Origin of the sequence: Iodidimonas sp. MBR-22 (assembly GCF_029946565.1) — a bacterium.
In the GTDB taxonomy this organism is placed as follows: Bacteria; Pseudomonadota; Alphaproteobacteria; order Sphingomonadales; family Rhodothalassiaceae; genus Iodidimonas; species Iodidimonas nitroreducens.
The window spans coordinates 44,808-61,821 of the sequence record NZ_JARKVQ010000015.1; the positions used below are offsets into that span (position 1 = coordinate 44,808).

A 17,014-nucleotide genomic window follows, 5' to 3' on the forward strand; every position below is an offset into this window, starting at 1 on the left:
TACAGCGTCATGAGGGATCAGACGCGGGCTTGTCGATCCCCTCGTGTTAGCCGTTGAATTCAAATGGATTAACAGGCGGCTTCGGCCAGACAGCAGGGTCCGCACCTCGGTCGCGAGCGCGGGCGGATCATCACGCCCGACGGTCATTCTTCCAGACCCAACCGCGCACGCACATCCAGGAATCCGGGATCCTCGGCGTAGACGCGTTCCAGTTCTCGGCGAGCCTGCGCCTTGCGACCGACCTGATCATAGAGCACCGCACGTTCATAGCGCAGCTGGCGCAGGAGGCCGTCAGCGCGGTCCTTGCGCCGGCGGAGCGCGAGGGTGAACACGTCGATGGCAGCATCAGCCAGTCCGAGCCGGGCGAGCGCGCGGCCGCGGTAGAGCAGCAGAGCCGTTTCCACCGGCGTCTCGTTCGTGATCCCGGCACTCAGGGCGACGATATGCTCCAGCTGTGCGCGGTCCGTATCGCCCTCGAGGGTTAGTTCCGCGAAGGACAGCAGGACCACCGGATCACTCGGTTCGATTGCCTGCAACCGCTCGACATGGCGCAGCGCCTCTGCGCGGTCCCCCTCGAACTGGGCGATCTCGACCAGCGCCAGCCGCGTGCCACGCTCGCGAGGGCGGGCATGGGCATCGACTTCGGGTGTCACCGGAAAGGTGACCTGCGCATTGACGCCATATTTCTCCAGCAGGCTACCCAGCCGGTCGAGATCGCCTAACGCGGACTCCAGATGACGGCGCGCGGTTGCAAACTCCTCGCGCCTGAGTCGCAGCATGCCCGCCATCCAGGCAGCATCAGGCAGGTCGGGCACCTTCTCGAATTCGGCGAGCGCCAACCCCTCGTCGCCTGCATTCAGCGCCTTCAGCCCATCAACCAGGGCGCGCTCGTCCGCCGGTGTGAAAAGCCGCCGGAAGAAGCCGAGGTCGAGCTGGTCGCGCTGGGCGACACGGGGCGCATTGGCGGCCGAGGCGCGGCGCGGTTCGTGCATGGTGTAGAACAGGCCTGTCCCCGGCAGACCTGCCGTGGCCCGGTTGCCGCGCGGGCTGACGGTGTATTTTGCGCCGCGCGGGCCGAACGACAGCGATGCTGTCGACTTCGACAGATTTAGCGTAACCCCGGGGGCAATGCGGATGCGGCGCCAGAAACGGAAGGACATCCTATGACTAACCCTCCGGCGGTCCAGCTGATGTCGCGAAGGTTCCGCTGCCGTTATCTTGGTTTGCTTCCCAATCAGCGTAGGTGCGACCGTCGTCGAGTTTCCACAGGATACGCCCATTGGCACTCGCGCCGGTCACGGTGGCTGCAGCGGCCGACGCTGATGTGAAGCTGTAATCGCTGGTGAACACCAGGAACTGGCCGTCATCGTGCAGGACACCAGTCTCCAGCAGGGTCTTGCGCAGGGTGCTCGTTCCGCGAGGAATTGTCGTGGTCGTGCGGACACGTGCCTTCGAGCCAGCGAGAACCAAAAAGTCACCCGAGGGGCCGAGTTTCATCTCGGCCGCAAATCCTTCGCCCCTGAAGAAGAACCGATGCCCGTCAGGGACCGAGGCTTCTTCACCGGACAACTGGGCAGCATCAACCTGTCGCCCCCTCATTTCGCGAAAGAGATCCCAGCCGAGCGCGCCAACCAGCGTTTTGGTCTGATCGACGAACTCGTCCATGGCTGCGCGATCTTGAAGTGGAAGCTTGCCGGCATCTTCAGAAGGCCGCTTGGTGTTCGGGATCGACCAGCGCGGATTGCTCCGGATGCTTCGAATAAGGCAGGCTTCCACATAGCGCGCATGGCTCTTCGTGAGGTTCTCGTCCTTGCTGATCAGGACCACAGTATCCGTCCAGAAAACCTTCGCATCTCGGCCTGTTTCATTTGAATTGTGATGGGCAAGGCGAGCGCCCACGCCTTCGGATTCGCCAATATAGCCTACATGACCGCCAGTATCTTCATCATCAGATCCAATCAGGATGTAGACACCCGGTCTCTCGATCTCCGGAAATGCTTCTCGCACTCGACGAAGCTGGTTTCGGCGAAAAGCGATGGCCTGGATTGTGGACATCGAAATCTGCGCCACTCGGATGCCGTTCGGGTCGCCGTCGAGAAGGAATATGTTGATTGAGCGGGGCTTTGTCATGCCGCGCGCCCGACCAAGTCCATCAGCTTGCTGTAGTCGGTCACCACATCATACTTTACGCGATCCGTAGTGATGCGCTCGCTGAGCTCGTCGAAGAACTTGCGTGCGCACTCGATCTTCGTCTTTTCGATCTCGCGCAACTTCATGGTCGACATCGTGCCCTTAGTCTCGGCGACAAAGTAAATGTGCCTTACGCTGCCAGCCTTAAAGGATATCGCCCAATCGGGATTGTAGTCCCCGACCGGGGTTGGGATCAGGAACCCGCGGGGCAGTTTGGCGTAGACCACGACCTCGCTGCTCGTATCCAGCTCCTTGACGAAGTCTCGTTCGATATCGGAGTCCGTGATCGCGTAGTCGTATACGTGGTTCTTGAGCTTCGCCGTGGCCCGGGAGAAATCCTGGCCGGTCTGGTTCGCTGTGAAAATGTCGACGTCGTACCGTTCATCAACTTCGTCATAGGCGAGACGCTCGATCACCATGGCTGCCTTCTGCTCGGCGATTATGCGCGAGGCCTCTGAGATGAAGTGCTCAGGATTTTTCGTGAACTGTTCGAAAACCGCAGGCGCGATCTGGCCGAGGATGTTCGCCGCCGTGTCTCGCGTCAGCTGTGCGTTTTCGGCCACCTTCCCAACGAGGTCGTACTTCACCAGAGAATGGATCGAGCCCCCGTGCTCGGTCGTTGTGTTGGTGACCATGAAGCCGTCGCCGCTGCGAAGCTGGCTGTCAGTCAATCCGTCGTTCTGCACGCCGACCTGAACCGTGTATTGCAGAGGTGTGACGCGCAACTGGCTATCCAGCGCGCTGACGCACTTGCGGATCAGCTCCGCTGAATCGAACTCCACCCGATAGACCGCCTTGCGGTTAATCCGCGCCCAGAGCTCCTGGAACTCCTTTTTCTCGAAGTTCGCATTGAGGGGATTGGTCTTGGGCTTGCGGCCGTCATCGACCTTGGGCAGTTGCGCATCGCTGAAAACGCTGTCGATGAGCTGGAACACCTGCTCTGCGTGAGGCTTCAGTTCCTCGGGAAACTCTGCCAGTTTCCCAGCCGCCTTGGCTTCGTGGTAGGCATCTGCGATCTGGTCCGCGTCGTCGGTGTAATCGTTCTTTACCAGATAGCGGTAGATCTGCTTGGCTATGGCGGCAGTCACCTCGACCGGGCCATGCTCGGTCGTGAATATCTTGCCAGTGAAATACTCCTCGGTTGCCTGTCGTGGACGCGACGAAAGCGTCTCGGCAATTTCTTTCTGCAGACCGGCAACGAAGTCCTTGTAGCTCTCGCTCGCTACGACAGTCAGCACGTTGATGTCGTGCACCACCGCTGGATGGTCCATCCGGTCCCCGTGTTGGTCGACGCTCAGCCGCAGGCCGCGCCCCACTTCCTGGCGGCGGGAAATTGTGTTGTCGCTATGCTTCAGCATGCACATGACGAAGACATTTGGGTTGTCCCACCCCTCGCGCAGCGCCGAGTGAGAGAAAATGAACCGGGTGGGTTCAGCGAAGGAAAGCAGCCGCTCCTTGTCTTTCAGGATCAGGTCGTAAGCGTCCACGTCGTCGGAATCGACCGAGCGTGCGCCAACGGCGGGGTCCTTCAGGCGGTTCGTCTTCTTGTCGATCGAGAAATAGCCGTTGTGGGTCTTGGCCGGGTCGATGCCCGCGAGATACTTCCGGTAGGCCTCGTTATCGATCGCAAGCTCCGACAGGTACTCCGCCTTCAGAAGCTCGTACTCTTCCTCGAAAACCCGCGCGTACTCACCGTTTGTGTCGGCTTCGTCGTAGTCGCGGTACTTCACAACCTCGTCGATGAAGAACAGCGACAGGACCTTGATGCCCTGTGCGAACAGCTGCTTTTCCTTGTCCAGGTGTGCCTTGATCGTCTCGCGGATCTGGATGCGGCGGATGTCGCGCTCGGAGACGTCGCCGTTCGCCTCACCGGCGCGCAGCAGTTCACCGTTGGTGAATTCGACAGTGTCGTTAACGGCGTCGATCTGGCTGATCGTGAAGCCGCGATACTGGTCCAGGTCGCCCGACTTCACGAACAAGTCGTCGCGGAACTCCAGACGTTTCAGCTGACGTTTGATCTCACCCGATGCCAGCTTCACCTCGATCTCGATCCGCGCCACGGGGGCCTTCTTCGAGATTTCGATGCCTTCGAGGTAGAGATAGGCGTTGGTGCCAGCCAGCCCGCGGGTCTGGATGCCGCGCACCGCGATCTTTTTGACCAGCTTCTGGTTGTAGGCGTCCAGCGCGTCCAGCCGGTGAACGCGGTTGTGCTGGGTCCGGTGGGTCGCCGAATAGCGTATGATGAACAGCGGCTTGAATTTCGGCAGTGCCTCCATCGTCGCCGCGCCTTCCATCTTCTGCGGTTCGTCGAGGATCAGGATCGGCCGGTTCGAGGCGATCACGTCGATGGGCCTGCGCGACTGGAAGTCGTCCAGCTCCTCGTAGATGCGCCGGTTGTCGGCCCCGCGCGCGTTGAACGCCTGGATGTTCATCACCATCACGTTGATCCCGGCGTCGGACGAAAAGCTCTCCAGCTCGTGCAGGCGCTTGGAATTGTAGATGAAGAACCGCGCCTTCTTGCCGTAGCTTTCGGTGAAATGCTCAGCGGTGATCTGCAGCGATTTGTAGACGCCTTCGCGGATGGCGATGCTGGGCACCATGATGATGAACTTCGACCAGCCATACCGCTTGTTCATCTCGAAGATGGTCTTGATGTAGCAATAGGTCTTGCCGGTCCCGGTCTCCATCTCTACGTCGAGGTGGTAGCGGCTCGCCGCCAGCGCGTCGCGAGTGTAGGTCGTTGGCGCCGGTGTCCGCTCGCCACGCGCGTTGACAACAGTGAAGTCGGTGAGGCTTTGGCTGAACGGAAAGTTCTGGCGGCGCTGCACATCCTGGATGTTTGCCAGCACCTGCGCCTCGCTCAGCGCTATGTCGGCGTTCTTGAAGCCTTCCTCGAACGCGCTGGTCTGTGCTTTGGCTCCGGGGTCGATCCGATAGTTGATGCCGCTGACCATCGGCTGACCGGCGAAACAGTCCACGACGGAATCGACGGCATTGGTCTGAAAGGGCTGGACCTTGAACTTGAGCTTCATTGCGCCTGACATGCTGTTCCCCTCAGATCGATTTGACGTCGGTGGTGGGCGAGAGCTGGCGGAAGATCTGTTCGACGTTGATCTTCACCGCGTCCGAGACGAAGCCGTTGTCGCGGAAGACGACACGCAGCGGCTCATGCCCGGCCAGCTCCTTGACCAGTTCCTCGGTGATGCCAGTGTCAAAGCACGCGACCAGCGCGTTGTCGTCGACAAAGAACACGGTCTTACCCTGCACGCTCTCACGGCGGATGGGCAACGTCAGGTCAACACCCCAGTCCACCAGAACTTGGAAGAGCAGGTCTTCGGCCGTGCGGTCCGGTTTTATGTTGTCAACGGCGGTAAGCAGGTCAGCCTGTTTAACTTCGTCAGGACGGTAATAGACGTCCCGCATGTTCGACGTATCAATCTTCAGGACGCGGAAGCCGACGTCCTTGTTCCAGCCGGGACGACATTCACCTTCAAGAACCATCGCACCAGCTCTGCGTATGCGTTCTTTCGAAAAGTCCGCAATGGTCTCGTAACCTTCTTTAAATGCGTCTGATCCTTCATCAATTGCCTCGGGCAGCTGAATCAAAATACATCGACGGTTCCCACCGTCGGCCGCATTGCATTCGAAAGCTGCTTGAGCAGTGGTTCCCGAGCCTGCAAAAAAGTCCAAAACTAGCGCGTCTTTCGCTGCGCCCTGTTCAATGAGTGCTTTTATTAGCTCAACCGGCTTGGGAAATGAAAACAGCTTGCCCCCGAAAAGGTTCTTCAACGCCGTCGTAGCAGAACTATTCATTGGAGAGACGATTGTACTTTGTCCGCCGCCACCAGCGGGGCGTTCAATCCAAGATGATACTGGTATTGTGGGTTTCATTGCCTCAGACGCAAAGCGCTTAAGCATCGGAGTGCCAGTCGGCCCTTTGGGAAATATGACACGGCCTTCAGCAATCTTTTGCGCCATAGTTTGGCGGCTATAAGGCCAGTATCTTCCCTTCGGAGGAAGAAACTCGTGTCCAGTGTCTGGGTCTGTTATCGGATAGTATGTGTCGCCCCCCGGTTTCCCTGCGCTGAGGTTATCTGAGATCCAAGGGCCCCGAGGGTCGTTGTCCGGGTTCATATATTTTTCAAATGTTCTTTCAACACCTTTAAGGGTGGCCTGCGACTTCGAGTAAACCAAAACGTACTCATGGTCTTCACTGAGATTGGTCACAGCATCCATGGCACCACTACGGCGCTTCCAAACGAAACAGCCCAAGAAATTGCTGGCCCCAAAGACCTCTTCGCAAAGCTTCTGTAGGTTAGCGCGCTCATTGTCATCGATCGAAATAAAAATAAGCCCCTGATCGGACAGAAGTTGGCGGGCTATTCGTAGCCGAGGATACATCATCGACAGCCAGTCAGAATGAAAGCGACCGTTGGTTTGAGAGTTCGCTACCAGCTTACCTCCCATTCCATCAACTTGCCCCGACTTTTCGAGGTATTCGTCCGCGGCCAACTTATATTGATCGTTGTAAATTAGGTCACTTCCTGTGTTGTAGGGGGGGTCAATATAAATCATATCAACTTTCCCCAGGTAGCTCTCGCGGATCAGCTTTAGCCCGTCTAGGTTGTCTCCTTCGATGAAAAGGTTCTTCGTGCTCTGGAAATGCAGACTATCGGCTTCGGATGGACGAACGGTTTTTTCCAAGGATGTATTGGCTTCAATGAGTGCAGCAGCTTTCCCAGGCCAGTTTAGATGGTATCGCTCACGCATACCCTCTGTGGCTTGTCCATCAAGGATCTGCTTAAGCAGCTCAAAATCAATGACTTGCTCAATTTCGCCAGTCTCGTTCCTCACTTCCGTCACAGCTTCCGGCAGCAGCTTGGCAAGCTGATTTGTGATATCCCGTGACAGTTCAGGGGTTTTCATTTCAAGTTTTTTTATAGTCACGTTTTCACCCTCGGTTTGCCTTACGTGGTCAGAGTATTAGTTTTCGCCAAGTCGATATCCAGCCTCAACGAGCGACCAGAAAAATTCGCGATCGTTCAATCTATAGACCCAGCGCTTGCGATAGGGTCGGTCACCTTGCTCGACATAGACGTCAATAGAGGTGAACTCATCGGACATATCCACCTCACTATTGAAATACACCCGGACTTCTAGGCCCCATTTGTTCGGTTGGTGTTGGTAACCCTCTCCGAGCTTAGGGTTTGAACTGGTTATGGCTCGATATCGTGACTCAAACCGACCTGCAGCATCAGGGTTCACTTCGACTTCGAGCACTACGTCGGTCGCGTCTTTAAAGAAATCTGTGTTCATCGGCTCGCTTTCTGTTTTTGTGTTCTTGATTGTCATGCACTTTGTTTGGTGTCGTATTCTTCTCATACTGCTGAACCATGACAGTGCCGCTTAGGAAATGTCTGGGGTCTGGGCGGTCGCCCCGGTCAGCCGCTCCAGTTCCTGTTTGGCCGCGCGCAGCTCGGCATTGATCGCCACGCGCTTGTTGAATTGCCTCTCGCGCCCCAGCCGCGCCTTGATCCGCTCGACCTCACGCGTCTGCGCCTTGATCGCCTCGGCCTGCGCGATGCGCTCTTCCAGCGACACGGAGCGGTCCGGCTCGGCAGGGGTGAAGGGCGTCCGCGGCGCCTCGCCCATGCCGGAAACCAGCTTTGCCGTCTGCCCGGCCACCAGCGGCTCGAGTAGCCGCTCATACAGCGCGCCCATGTTCAGCGCCACCGGAAGCGGGGTGCGCGGCGCGTCCTCGGGTAGCCAGTCCCACTGGAAATAGTCGCCCACCACCCAGCGGGCGCTGTCGGCCTCGCTCGGCCGCTTGTAGGCCGCGGCCAGTCTGACGCGGCCGCCATGGGCCACCTCGAAGATCAGCGGAAAGGGAATGGCCTTGTCGATGGCGCGCAGCACGCTCGTGTCCAGCGTCGCGGTACGCGCGGTGATGCGGAAGACCTGTATCTCTGCCACCTGCTTCGTCGCTGCGAGATTGACCGTCTCGGGCGCCAGCTTGTGCGACCAAACGATCTGGTCGACCTCACGCACGAAGAGGTCTTTCTGTGCCGTGTTCGCCCCGGCGTGCTCGTAGATCTTGGTCTTGGGGATCACGCGCCCGAATGCTGCGGCGCGGGGCCAGTCGTAGAGGGTCATTCGCCGCCCCCTTCGATGACCAGGAAGGCGATCAGCTCGAAATCGTCCAGCCCCTTGATGGTGTGGGTCAGCGCCGTGGTCCGCCCGCCGCTGAAAAGGCTGTCGATGTCCTTTTCTTCCTTCACCTCGATCATGGAACGGATCGCGCTTGAGAGCAGGTCGGAATAGCGGCCCATCTTGCGCCCGTCCTCGGTGCGCTCGTTGAAGACTTGGCAAACGTCGCGGATGGGCTCGATCCGCCCCTTGCAACTGGATCGGATCAGGTCGAGCAGGCGCTTGACCTCGGTGTGGTCGGCGACGATCCGGCCGTCGTCGTCGATGTAGACAAGGTAGAAGGGATGCAGGCGGTTTTGCTGGTTGACGTTCACGCTGTCGTGGATGTTTTTCAGCGCGAAGATGACGCCTGGCTGAAGCCCCAGCTCCGGCTGCGCAGGGACGACGGCGTGCATTCCTAAGGGCACGTTGTCGGGCTCACCATGCTGCTTGACGTAATTGAGCAGGTCCATCCGGAAATCGTTCAGCCCGAGATCGGTGATCGAGATGCCGGCCTTTGCGTCCTCCAGCTCGATCACCTCCTCCTGCATCCGCCTCAGTTGTTCCTTGCGGTAGGCGATGTCGTTCGACTTGGCGGTGAGGACGTTGTCGTCGCCTGTCGCCGTGACGTCGGCGATCACCATCCGGTTCTCGACGCGTTCCTTGAGGTTGATGTACTCGTCGAGGGAGATATCGGGCCAGTAGTTGACCAGCTGGATCTGACTGTTGGTGGAGCCAATCCGGTCGATCCGGCCGAACCGCTGGATGATGCGTACCGGATTCCAGTGGATGTCGTAGTTGACTAGGAAGTCGCAGTCCTGAAGGTTCTGGCCTTCCGAGATGCAATCGGTTCCGATGAGTATGTCCAGCTCGCCCGGCTCGTTCGGAAAGACGATGGCCTTTTCCTTCGACCGCGGAGAAAACAGCGTGAGGACGCTCTGGAAGTCGTAGGATTTCTTGAGCGTGGTCTTGGGGGCGTCCGACCCTGTGACCTTGCCAACATGCAGCCCGAGCCGTGCGGCGAAGGGCGCCAGGTTGTCGAAGAGATAGTTGGCTGTATCGGCGAAGGCCGTGAAGACCAGAACCTTCCTGTTTCCCGGGTTTAACGGCTCGTCGACCTTCTGCCTGATGAGGGCGAGCAGGTGCTGGAGCTTGGCGTCATCCGCCGGTTTGACCTTTTCCATCGAGGCAATCAGATCTTCGATAAGGACGAGGTCTGCAGCCAGGTCGTGCTTCCATGATGGCAGATCCATGTCGGCGAGGCTGATCTGGACCTTCTTTCCGACCGTGAACTCGTCGAGGCCGGAGAGGTCATCGTCCTCCGGGTCGAAGTCGCTCACGTCAGCAAGGTAGTCACTGACGTTACCGCTGCGTCCGGTTTTCTCGAAATCGCGGATCGCGTCGAGGGTGCGCGAGATGTTGGCGCCGAGAGACCGAAGCGTGAGTCGGAACGCCGCGACCGAGCTTTCCAGACGCTTGAGCAGGTTGGTGGTCATGAGCGCCTGAAGGCTGCGCTCCCGATCTGCCTGCCGCAGCTTGCCGCGTCCGCCCTCAACTTCCGTATCGTAGATTTCCTCGTACTTCCGGAGACGGCTGGGCAGGATGTAGCTGATCGGGGCATAGACCGCGAGTTTCAGGACCGAAAGCTGCGTGAAGATGTCGTTAAACCCCATCACGTCGGACTTCTCGGTGATTGGGCGATGGAACGAGAGTGGCTTGCGCCGTTGGGGGAACTTGCCGATGTCCTTGGTGTCGTAGAAGGTTTCGATGTGCTTGCGTGATCGTGCGATGGTCACGGCGTCAAGAAGCTCGAAGAAGTCAAAATCCAGCGTCTTCAGGATTGATGCCGCTGTCCGCTCTTCCGGCGGCAGCAAAGACCATTCGTTGAAAGCCTTCTGGGCTCGACGGAATATCTCCTCGATGCTGGCTTGCGTCTTCAGGTTCTTGCTGAGCGCTTCGGATTGCCCCTCATAGGCGAGGGCGAGCTGGTTCCGCAGATCATTGAAACGATTATTTACCGGCGTCGCTGAGAGCATCAGAACCTTGGTCTTCACGCCAGCGCGGATGACCTTGTTCATGAGCTTCTGGTAGCGTGTTTCACGGTCCTTATAGACGTCATTGTTGCGGAAATTGTGGGACTCGTCGATGACAACTAGGTCGTAATTGCCCCAGTTCACCCGGTTCAGGGGGATGCCGAAGGAGTCGCCAGACGTCCGTGACAGGTCCGTGTGACAGAGGACGTCGTAGTTAAATCGATCCTTGGCAAAGATATTTGTGGTCAGATTCGTGTTGTAGTTTCGCCAGTTGTCCGCGAGCTTCTTGGGGCAAAGCACGAGAACGGATCGGTTCCTTAGCTCGTAGTACTTAATCACCGCCAACGCCGTGAACGTCTTTCCAAGGCCCACGCTGTCGGCGAGGATGCAGCCATTGTATGTTTCGAGCTTGTTGATAATGCCGGTCGCCGCATCCTTCTGAAAGTTGAAGAGCTTGTTCCAGACCACGCTTTCCTGATAGCCGGTAAGATCGTTTGGAAGGACGTCTTCGTCGACTTCACCCAAGAAGTCGTGAAATATGTTGTAAAGCATCATGAAATAGATGCGCTCAGGCGAATTCTCTTGATAGACCGACTCGATGTGCTCGCAGATCGCGGCCGTGACATCATTAACTTTGTCGGGGTCCGACCAGATTTGATCGAACAGCTGAAGGTACATCTTGGCATGTGCCGGATCATTGAAACGGGTCACGAAGTTTGAGACGGCATCACCCTTCTGGTACCCGAGATCAACGGCCGTGAACCCGCTAATCGGCATGTAGGCGACTTCGCCCTCAGACCCGGCGACATGCATGAATTGCTGCATCGGCGCTTTGGTCGTGTTCGAACGGAATCTAGCTTTCTTGCGGATCCAGTCAGCGCACTCCCTAGCGACGGCGCGTTGAGTAAGCTTGTTGCGGAGCTGGATCTCGAATTCCGTGCCGTATAAGCCGCTTTCTCTTCGCGCCTTGGGAATGAAGAACTCCCGCCGCTCTTTCCGGAGGCGGTCGGTTACTTCGGTGGGGACAAACGTAGGGGCCGTGAAGATGAACTGCAGGCTTTCGATCTTCGAGAATTCGGACTTCAAAGCTTCGAACGCGTAGATGGAGAAGCAAGACGCGGCGATCCGCAAACGAGTGCCACGGCCGACCGAAGCCTTCAGATCATCACCGAGGAGATGGGAGGTGTTATCGATGATCTGCATCGACTACCTCCCGGTTCAAAAGTACGATCTGCTGATCCTGCGGCTTGCGTGCGCCAGGGTCGGTATCAAGCCCGAGGCGCCGGAGCGCGTAATAGAGGAGCGCTCTTCGAACCTGGATTTTGGTCCGTCCGCCGCGCATCCCATAGTCGAGCGCGATCACCTTCTTCTGAGTATCAGACAGCTCGGGATGCGGTCCGATTTCCAAGGTTACACGTTCGTGCCAGTCAGCGTCGGAATCGGCAGTGACGTCGCTCGGGCGAGTTCCGCGAGTTTCGACGATCCGCGAGAGCAAGAAATCCTTGAAGATTTGGTCGGTGAGGCAGAAAGCTCGTGCGTGCCAGCGGAACCCGTCGAAGCCGACGGCGTGAGGTGCAATCCACCGCCAGCGAGGCTCGGGCCGGGAAAGCGACTGGTACTTGACTTCAATCGCTTCGGATCGCCGGATCGCGGCGATCACTGAACGCAGTGTCTTGGCGTTGACACCCCTCACGGGCGTTGGGGCGGCGTCATAGGATGGAAACTGACCGATCCATGCGTCAGCTCGGTCTAGAATGCCATCGGCGACGGACCTAAGTTGAGCGAGATATCGGCTGGCGTCAGGCTTGAGGTAAAGCGGCGCAAACGCTCCGCCGCGGACATACGCACGCCCGCTCTTGTCGTACTGCATGTTCTCCGGTGCCATCCCGATGTAGCGGTTCAGGTCGGTGGACGCCTGGTTCACCGACACTCCGAACGCGCTCATCAAATCGCCCCGATTCACATGCCCCTCCCAAAACAGGCGGAACTCGATGAATTCGAGCCGTTGCTCGACTCCCCATCGAAGATCTGCCTTCTCTCTTTCCACCATGCACTCCCAGCGACATGATCCGTCTTGTAACTAGGCGAGCCCAGTTTCTTGACTTTCGATCAAGCTATCCGAGAAATGGCGTGGAATCAATCGAAATTGGGAGAGCTCGTGCGCAGGCTGGCACGAGGGAGCGATGAGGCCCGCACCGCACCCGGCCGTCATCCAGGAGCGGTGTCAGGCATCAGCTTGCTGAGCGTTGCCGATGTCGGAAGTGCTTGAGCGGATCATCGCCTGCTCGTATTCCTCGACGTCGGACATACGGTAGACCACCCGGCCACCCACCTTGAGGAACTTCGGCCCCTCACCGGTCCAGCGCCACCGCTCAAGTGTGCGATGGCTGATCCTCCAGCGCACCGCCAATTCAAGTTGGTTCATGCATGTTGCCTTCATATCCGCTTCCTTTCGCGCAGACCACTTTGACTGCGACGCAACGAAGGCGTGGGTGGGGAACACTATCAAGGCAATACTGGCGCGAGCGCCGAAACCGGCATGTGGCGGCCATTCTCCTTGACCAGAGAAGTTCTGCGGTGGCGAAGATTCACTTACGAATACGAGGGCGTTCTGGCGGGATGTGGGGCATACTTCGAGCGAGTTTGTCCGAGCGTCCTCTCCCTCCGCCAGTTTCCAGTCGCGAACCTTGAGCGACGCTCCATGAGCGCCGAATTTCTCCCAAGTTTCAAAGGGGTTTGCTGAAGCCAACCGAACCTCAGAGACTGGCGCAGCGCCGATTTTCGGTCTCTGAACGGCTTTCGTCTCTATCCGACCGAACCTCGCCGTTTTCGGTTCGGTCTAATAAACTGCAATGATTTCTGTAGCTTACAGTTTCGCGCCGACCGAACCTTTCACCGCGGTTCTCCCGTCAGGCATTCAATCAGAGACACCCGAAGTGGGCGTTGCAGCGCGAAAAGAAGCGCATTGGGCTTCGTGGTAATATGGGTTGTGGTCAGAATTCTAATCGGCTCCTATGAATTGAAGTTACTTGGAGTTGGACAATGGCCGGAGAAGCGAAACAAGCGCCTGTCGTACCAATACCTTCAATGCGACTGCTCAGAATCAAGAGATTCCGTGGCATCGAACATCTGGAGTGGTGCCCGGCTCCTAGAATGAACATGATCGTCGGCCCGGGCGATAGCTGCAAGTCCACAATTCTTGAAGCGATCGGAGCCTTGCTGTCGCCCGCGCCGAACATGAACATTTCCGAGTTCGATTATTTCCGGCGCGAGTTTGACAGAGGCTTTGAAATCGAAGCAGTGCTCGCCGTCGGCGATGCGTCGATCCTGAAGAGCGACAGGTTTCCGCTACCGCCGCTGCGCGGCTGGCGCGAAGGACAGCTCACTGATCTGCCGGACGAGGGTGGCGCCGAAGCTGTGATGGTCTGCCGCCTGACCGGCACCCCGGACCAAGAAGCCATCTACGAAGTGATCGGTGTAGACGATGAAACGCGCGTGCCGTTTTCGCGGGCATTGAGGCAGCGCATCGGCCTGATGCGGATAGGCATCGCCGATCGCTGGGATCGCGATCTGAGGCTCGTGCAAGGCGGTGCGTTGGACCGGTACATGGAAGGCCAGCAGCTACGGCAGTCGATCCTTCAGGCCATTCTGAACACGCCTATTCATGACCGGCTCGGCGAGGAGCCGAAAGAGGCGCTCGGACGCATCGACAAGCAATTCAGCAAACGCAGCCTACCGAATCCTGTCCGGCTCGGGCTCGTCGGCACGCCCGGCGTTTCGCTCGCCGCAAGTGTCGGGCTGATGATCGGAGAGAATGACGAGAGCGCCTTGCCGCTGCCCGCTTGGGGTACTGGCACGCGCCGCCTCGCGACACTGGAACTTGCGTCGATCATCGCCGAGAGCGTCTCGCTCGCTGTAGTAGATGAACCGGAGTCGGGCCTCGAACCTTACCGTCAGCGCGCTTTCATTGGCGATCTCAATCAGGACGGAAAGCGCCAAGCGTTCATTACAACGCATGCGCCCGCCATCCTCTCGGCGGGTGCAACGTTGGGCGCGGTTATCTCGCGCATCAACATTGTGCCACCCCGGCGAGCGGGCGAAGCCGTGCGGGCCGCGCAGGCGCGTGCGCCGCGGGTGCATGAATTGACGGCGCTGGAAGGTAAGGAGATCGGGGAGCTGCTGACGAAGCAACCTGAAGCTGTTCTCGCGCGGTTGCCGGTAGTCTGTGAAGGAATCACAGAGCAAGGCTTTGTGACGCGACTGCTCATCTCGAAATTCGGCGACGGTTTTCCCGTGCGCGGGATCTTCTGCGTTGATGGTGGCGGCCATGACCGGGCGGTTGCTATCTGCAAGGCCCTGCTCAAGGCGGGCTTTCAAATCGGAGCGGTGGCCGACGACGAGGGACGAAAGGACGGGAGCTGGGAAGAGATAGGAAAGCAGGCGGCGGTGTTGCGCTGGGATGATGGCGCGGCACTGGAACATGCCGTGCTCGGCGCTCTACCCGAAAATGTCTTGCCGCTGGTCGTAACCTGGCCCGAAGAATACGGAGGCAGGCCCGCACGGCACTGCCTGCCGGAATTGCGTGCGGCGCTCGGGTCCGAAGACAAGGACCGAACCGCCGAACAGCTACTCGCCGATTACGGGCGCGAAGCGTTCGTCAAGGCGCTATGCAATGCAGCATGCCCGCCACGCGACGGGAAGCGCAAACCGAGCGGGTGGTTCAAGTCTTTCGATGGCGGTTTCCTGCTGGCGGACAAGCTGCTGGGTCTTGATCCGGTGCCGCAGGAGCTGAACGAAAAGTTGGCAGCCTTCGTCGATGCGGTCGAACGGGCGACCGCTGCATGACGCGGGAAGTCGATGAAAAGCTCCACTCCGAAGCGCCGGTCGTAGTGATCGAGGCCGCAGGCGGCTGCGGCAAGACAACGAAGGCCGCCAAATATGCAGGTGAAGCCGCCGGGCGGCTTACGTCCGGCAAGGTCCTGCTGCTCTCCCATACCCATGCAGCGTGCGGCGAGTTCCAGCGCAAGTGCGCCGCGCTGGGCAGGAAGATCAATGTTGAGACCTGCGACAGCTTCTTCCTCAAAGCCATTGGCGCCTACGCGCAGCCGCTTGGCCTGCCTTCCCCGATTGAATCGCATTTGGGCAGGCCCGCCGACGGCATTCCGTTTTCCGCGCTGAGCGAGAAAGCGGTCGAGCTGTTCCGCCGGGCCCCAACCGTGGCGCGCGCTGTCGCCGCTCACTACCCGGTCATCGTGCTGGACGAACACCAGGATGCCAGCGTTCACCAGCACGAGGCGGTGAGGCTGCTGCGGGAGATCGGCAACGCGCATCTGCGCATCTTCGGCGATCCGATGCAGGCTATCCATCCGGGAAACGATAACGGCTATGTGGATTGGGATGCGCTTTGGGCTGCGGCGGACGATAGAGGATTGCTCGAGGAGCCGCATCGGTGGGCGGGTGCGCCTGAACTTGGCGAGTGGATCATGGCAAGCCGTGCGGCGTTGAAAGCTGGAAACCCCGTTGTCCTGCGCGATGCGCCCGCCTGCGTGTGGACGGTTTCGCACAATGCTCTGGCGGGGCGTGAGCGCTTCCGGGACATGCCGACAGCAAGCCGGGAGGTGCATGCCTTCCTGAACGGAGCGCCGGATAGCGCTGCTGTCCTCGCGTTCCTCGGGAATATGGCAAAGTCCTCGGCACAGGCCGGGGGTTGGCGTGCGCCTCTGAACGAAGGTGCGCAACTTGATGAGCTGGAAGTACTGATCCAAGGGCTGGAAGCGCAAGCCGGTAACGCGCAGGGGTTGGCCGGTGCCTTTCTCGATTTCCTTGCGGTCATCGGAGTCGGCCTGACCGCCGATCTGTCTAACGGGCTTCGCGGACGGCTAGGCGCCGCGATTAACCGCGATCGCGCGGGGCGCAACCAGATAGCGTGGCTCGGTTGTTTAGAGCCGATTTACGTATCGCCCGATCATCGCGGCGTGGCGGTGGCGATGCGCATGGTCCGCGACACGCTGCCCCCCGGATACACAATCCGCTTCGCCGATCACGTGTGGGCGCTCTGCGGGTTCGATCGGACCGACGATCCACGTGCCTTTCGCAGCGCGCTCGGACGCATAAGGCGGCGGCGCAAGTGGCCGTCGCAGATGGTAAGCACCATTCACAAGGCGAAGGGGCTCGATTTCGACCATGTATTGCTCTGCCCCGTCGATCGCCATCAATACCCGGATGACGTGCTTGGCGGGCGGCTATTGTATGTGGCCCTCAGCCGGGCAAAACGATCGATAAGGCTGGTGCTGGCGAGCGATGCGCCGACCCGGCACCTCGTACCGAGATAGCGGATCGGGTGCGCATCTCGTTTCGACGGGGCCAAGGATAGGAGTTGTTGCGATCGGCGCTATTCTTGGGGGGCATCGAACACCATTTGCATCTGCTCCGCCCATGACCGGTCGGCGACTGCGGCAAGGTCGTTCAACGAAAGCGCCGGCGGCACGCGCGTGATGATGAGGTGTTCGAGCACCTCCGGCGACAGAAAGGCGAGCCGCATCATTCGGCTCACGAACCTGTCGGAGATCTTCTCGGCTGCGGCGATGTCCTGGATCGTGGCAGCG

Annotated in this window: 11 protein-coding genes and 1 pseudogene; 2 read left to right on the top strand and 10 right to left on the bottom strand. The window is 59.1% G+C overall.

Going from position 1 to position 17,014, the window contains the following annotated elements:
• Positions 1-143: 143 nt before the first annotated feature.
• The 9 genes from QK300_RS11400 to QK300_RS11440 all read right to left on the bottom strand — a co-directional run bounded on the left by QK300_RS11400 (position 144) and on the right by QK300_RS11440 (position 12,834).
• Positions 144-1,160 (bottom strand): DUF4236 domain-containing protein, encoded by a 1,017-nt coding sequence (locus QK300_RS11400; RefSeq protein WP_281301825.1) that lies wholly within the window; start codon positions 1,158-1,160, stop codon positions 144-146.
• A gap of 7 nt (positions 1,161-1,167) precedes the next feature.
• A complete protein-coding gene (locus tag QK300_RS11405; RefSeq protein ID WP_281301824.1) occupies positions 1,168-2,130 on the bottom strand; it encodes a GIY-YIG nuclease family protein in 963 nt (320 codons plus the stop codon).
• Complete coding sequence (locus QK300_RS11410) at positions 2,127-5,222, bottom strand: DEAD/DEAH box helicase family protein (protein ID WP_348651886.1); 3,096 nt, start codon at positions 5,220-5,222, stop codon at positions 2,127-2,129. Before QK300_RS11410 ends, QK300_RS11405 begins: the two co-directional genes overlap by 4 nt.
• Positions 5,223-5,244: 22 nt before the next feature.
• A complete protein-coding gene (locus QK300_RS11415) occupies positions 5,245-7,137 on the bottom strand; it encodes a site-specific DNA-methyltransferase (RefSeq protein ID WP_281301822.1) in 1,893 nt (630 codons plus the stop codon).
• A gap of 36 nt (positions 7,138-7,173) precedes the next feature.
• A complete protein-coding gene (locus QK300_RS11420) occupies positions 7,174-7,542 on the bottom strand; it encodes a hypothetical protein (protein ID WP_281301821.1) in 369 nt (122 codons plus the stop codon).
• 54 nt (positions 7,543-7,596) lie between these two features.
• On the bottom strand, positions 7,597-8,343 hold the full coding sequence (locus tag QK300_RS11425) for a DUF4391 domain-containing protein (RefSeq protein WP_281301820.1): 747 nt from the start codon (positions 8,341-8,343) through the stop codon (positions 7,597-7,599).
• On the bottom strand, positions 8,340-11,612 hold the full coding sequence (locus tag QK300_RS11430) for a helicase-related protein (RefSeq protein ID WP_281301819.1): 3,273 nt from the start codon (positions 11,610-11,612) through the stop codon (positions 8,340-8,342). The genes QK300_RS11425 and QK300_RS11430 overlap by 4 nt, the downstream gene beginning before the upstream one ends.
• Positions 11,596-12,459 (bottom strand): WYL domain-containing protein, encoded by an 864-nt coding sequence (locus QK300_RS11435; RefSeq protein ID WP_281301818.1) that lies wholly within the window; start codon positions 12,457-12,459, stop codon positions 11,596-11,598. The genes QK300_RS11430 and QK300_RS11435 overlap by 17 nt, the downstream gene beginning before the upstream one ends.
• A 174-nt stretch (positions 12,460-12,633) precedes the next feature.
• Positions 12,634-12,834 (bottom strand): helix-turn-helix domain-containing protein, encoded by a 201-nt coding sequence (locus tag QK300_RS11440; protein WP_281301817.1) that lies wholly within the window; start codon positions 12,832-12,834, stop codon positions 12,634-12,636.
• A gap of 728 nt (positions 12,835-13,562) precedes the next feature.
• On the opposite strand from QK300_RS11440, the gene QK300_RS11445 reads away from it, so the two are divergent.
• On the top strand, positions 13,563-15,254 hold the full coding sequence (locus QK300_RS11445; RefSeq protein ID WP_281301816.1) for an AAA family ATPase: 1,692 nt from the start codon (positions 13,563-13,565) through the stop codon (positions 15,252-15,254).
• Positions 15,251-16,741, top strand: a complete 1,491-nt coding sequence (locus tag QK300_RS11450; protein ID WP_281301815.1) for an ATP-dependent helicase — start codon at positions 15,251-15,253, stop codon at positions 16,739-16,741. The genes QK300_RS11445 and QK300_RS11450 overlap by 4 nt, the downstream gene beginning before the upstream one ends.
• 59 nt (positions 16,742-16,800) lie before the next feature.
• Here QK300_RS11450 and QK300_RS11455 read toward each other — a convergent pair.
• Positions 16,801-17,014: pseudogene (locus QK300_RS11455) on the bottom strand (hypothetical protein); the annotation flags it as partial.

Coding starts and splice junctions, on each gene's coding strand:
- QK300_RS11400 (WP_281301825.1), bottom strand. CDS start 1,160: ATGTCCTTCCGTTTCTGGCGCCGCATCCGCATTGCCCCCGGGGTTACG.
- QK300_RS11405 (WP_281301824.1), bottom strand. CDS start 2,130: ATGACAAAGCCCCGCTCAATCAACATATTCCTTCTCGACGGCGACCCG.
- QK300_RS11410 (WP_348651886.1), bottom strand. CDS start 5,222: ATGAAGCTCAAGTTCAAGGTCCAGCCCTTTCAGACCAATGCCGTCGAT.
- QK300_RS11420 (WP_281301821.1), bottom strand. CDS start 7,542: ATGACAATCAAGAACACAAAAACAGAAAGCGAGCCGATGAACACAGAT.
- QK300_RS11425 (WP_281301820.1), bottom strand. CDS start 8,343: ATGACCCTCTACGACTGGCCCCGCGCCGCAGCATTCGGGCGCGTGATC.
- QK300_RS11430 (WP_281301819.1), bottom strand. CDS start 11,612: ATGCAGATCATCGATAACACCTCCCATCTCCTCGGTGATGATCTGAAG.
- QK300_RS11435 (WP_281301818.1), bottom strand. CDS start 12,459: ATGGTGGAAAGAGAGAAGGCAGATCTTCGATGGGGAGTCGAGCAACGG.
- QK300_RS11440 (WP_281301817.1), bottom strand. CDS start 12,834: ATGAACCAACTTGAATTGGCGGTGCGCTGGAGGATCAGCCATCGCACA.
- QK300_RS11445 (WP_281301816.1), top strand. CDS start 13,563: ATGAACATGATCGTCGGCCCGGGCGATAGCTGCAAGTCCACAATTCTT.
- QK300_RS11450 (WP_281301815.1), top strand. CDS start 15,251: ATGACGCGGGAAGTCGATGAAAAGCTCCACTCCGAAGCGCCGGTCGTA.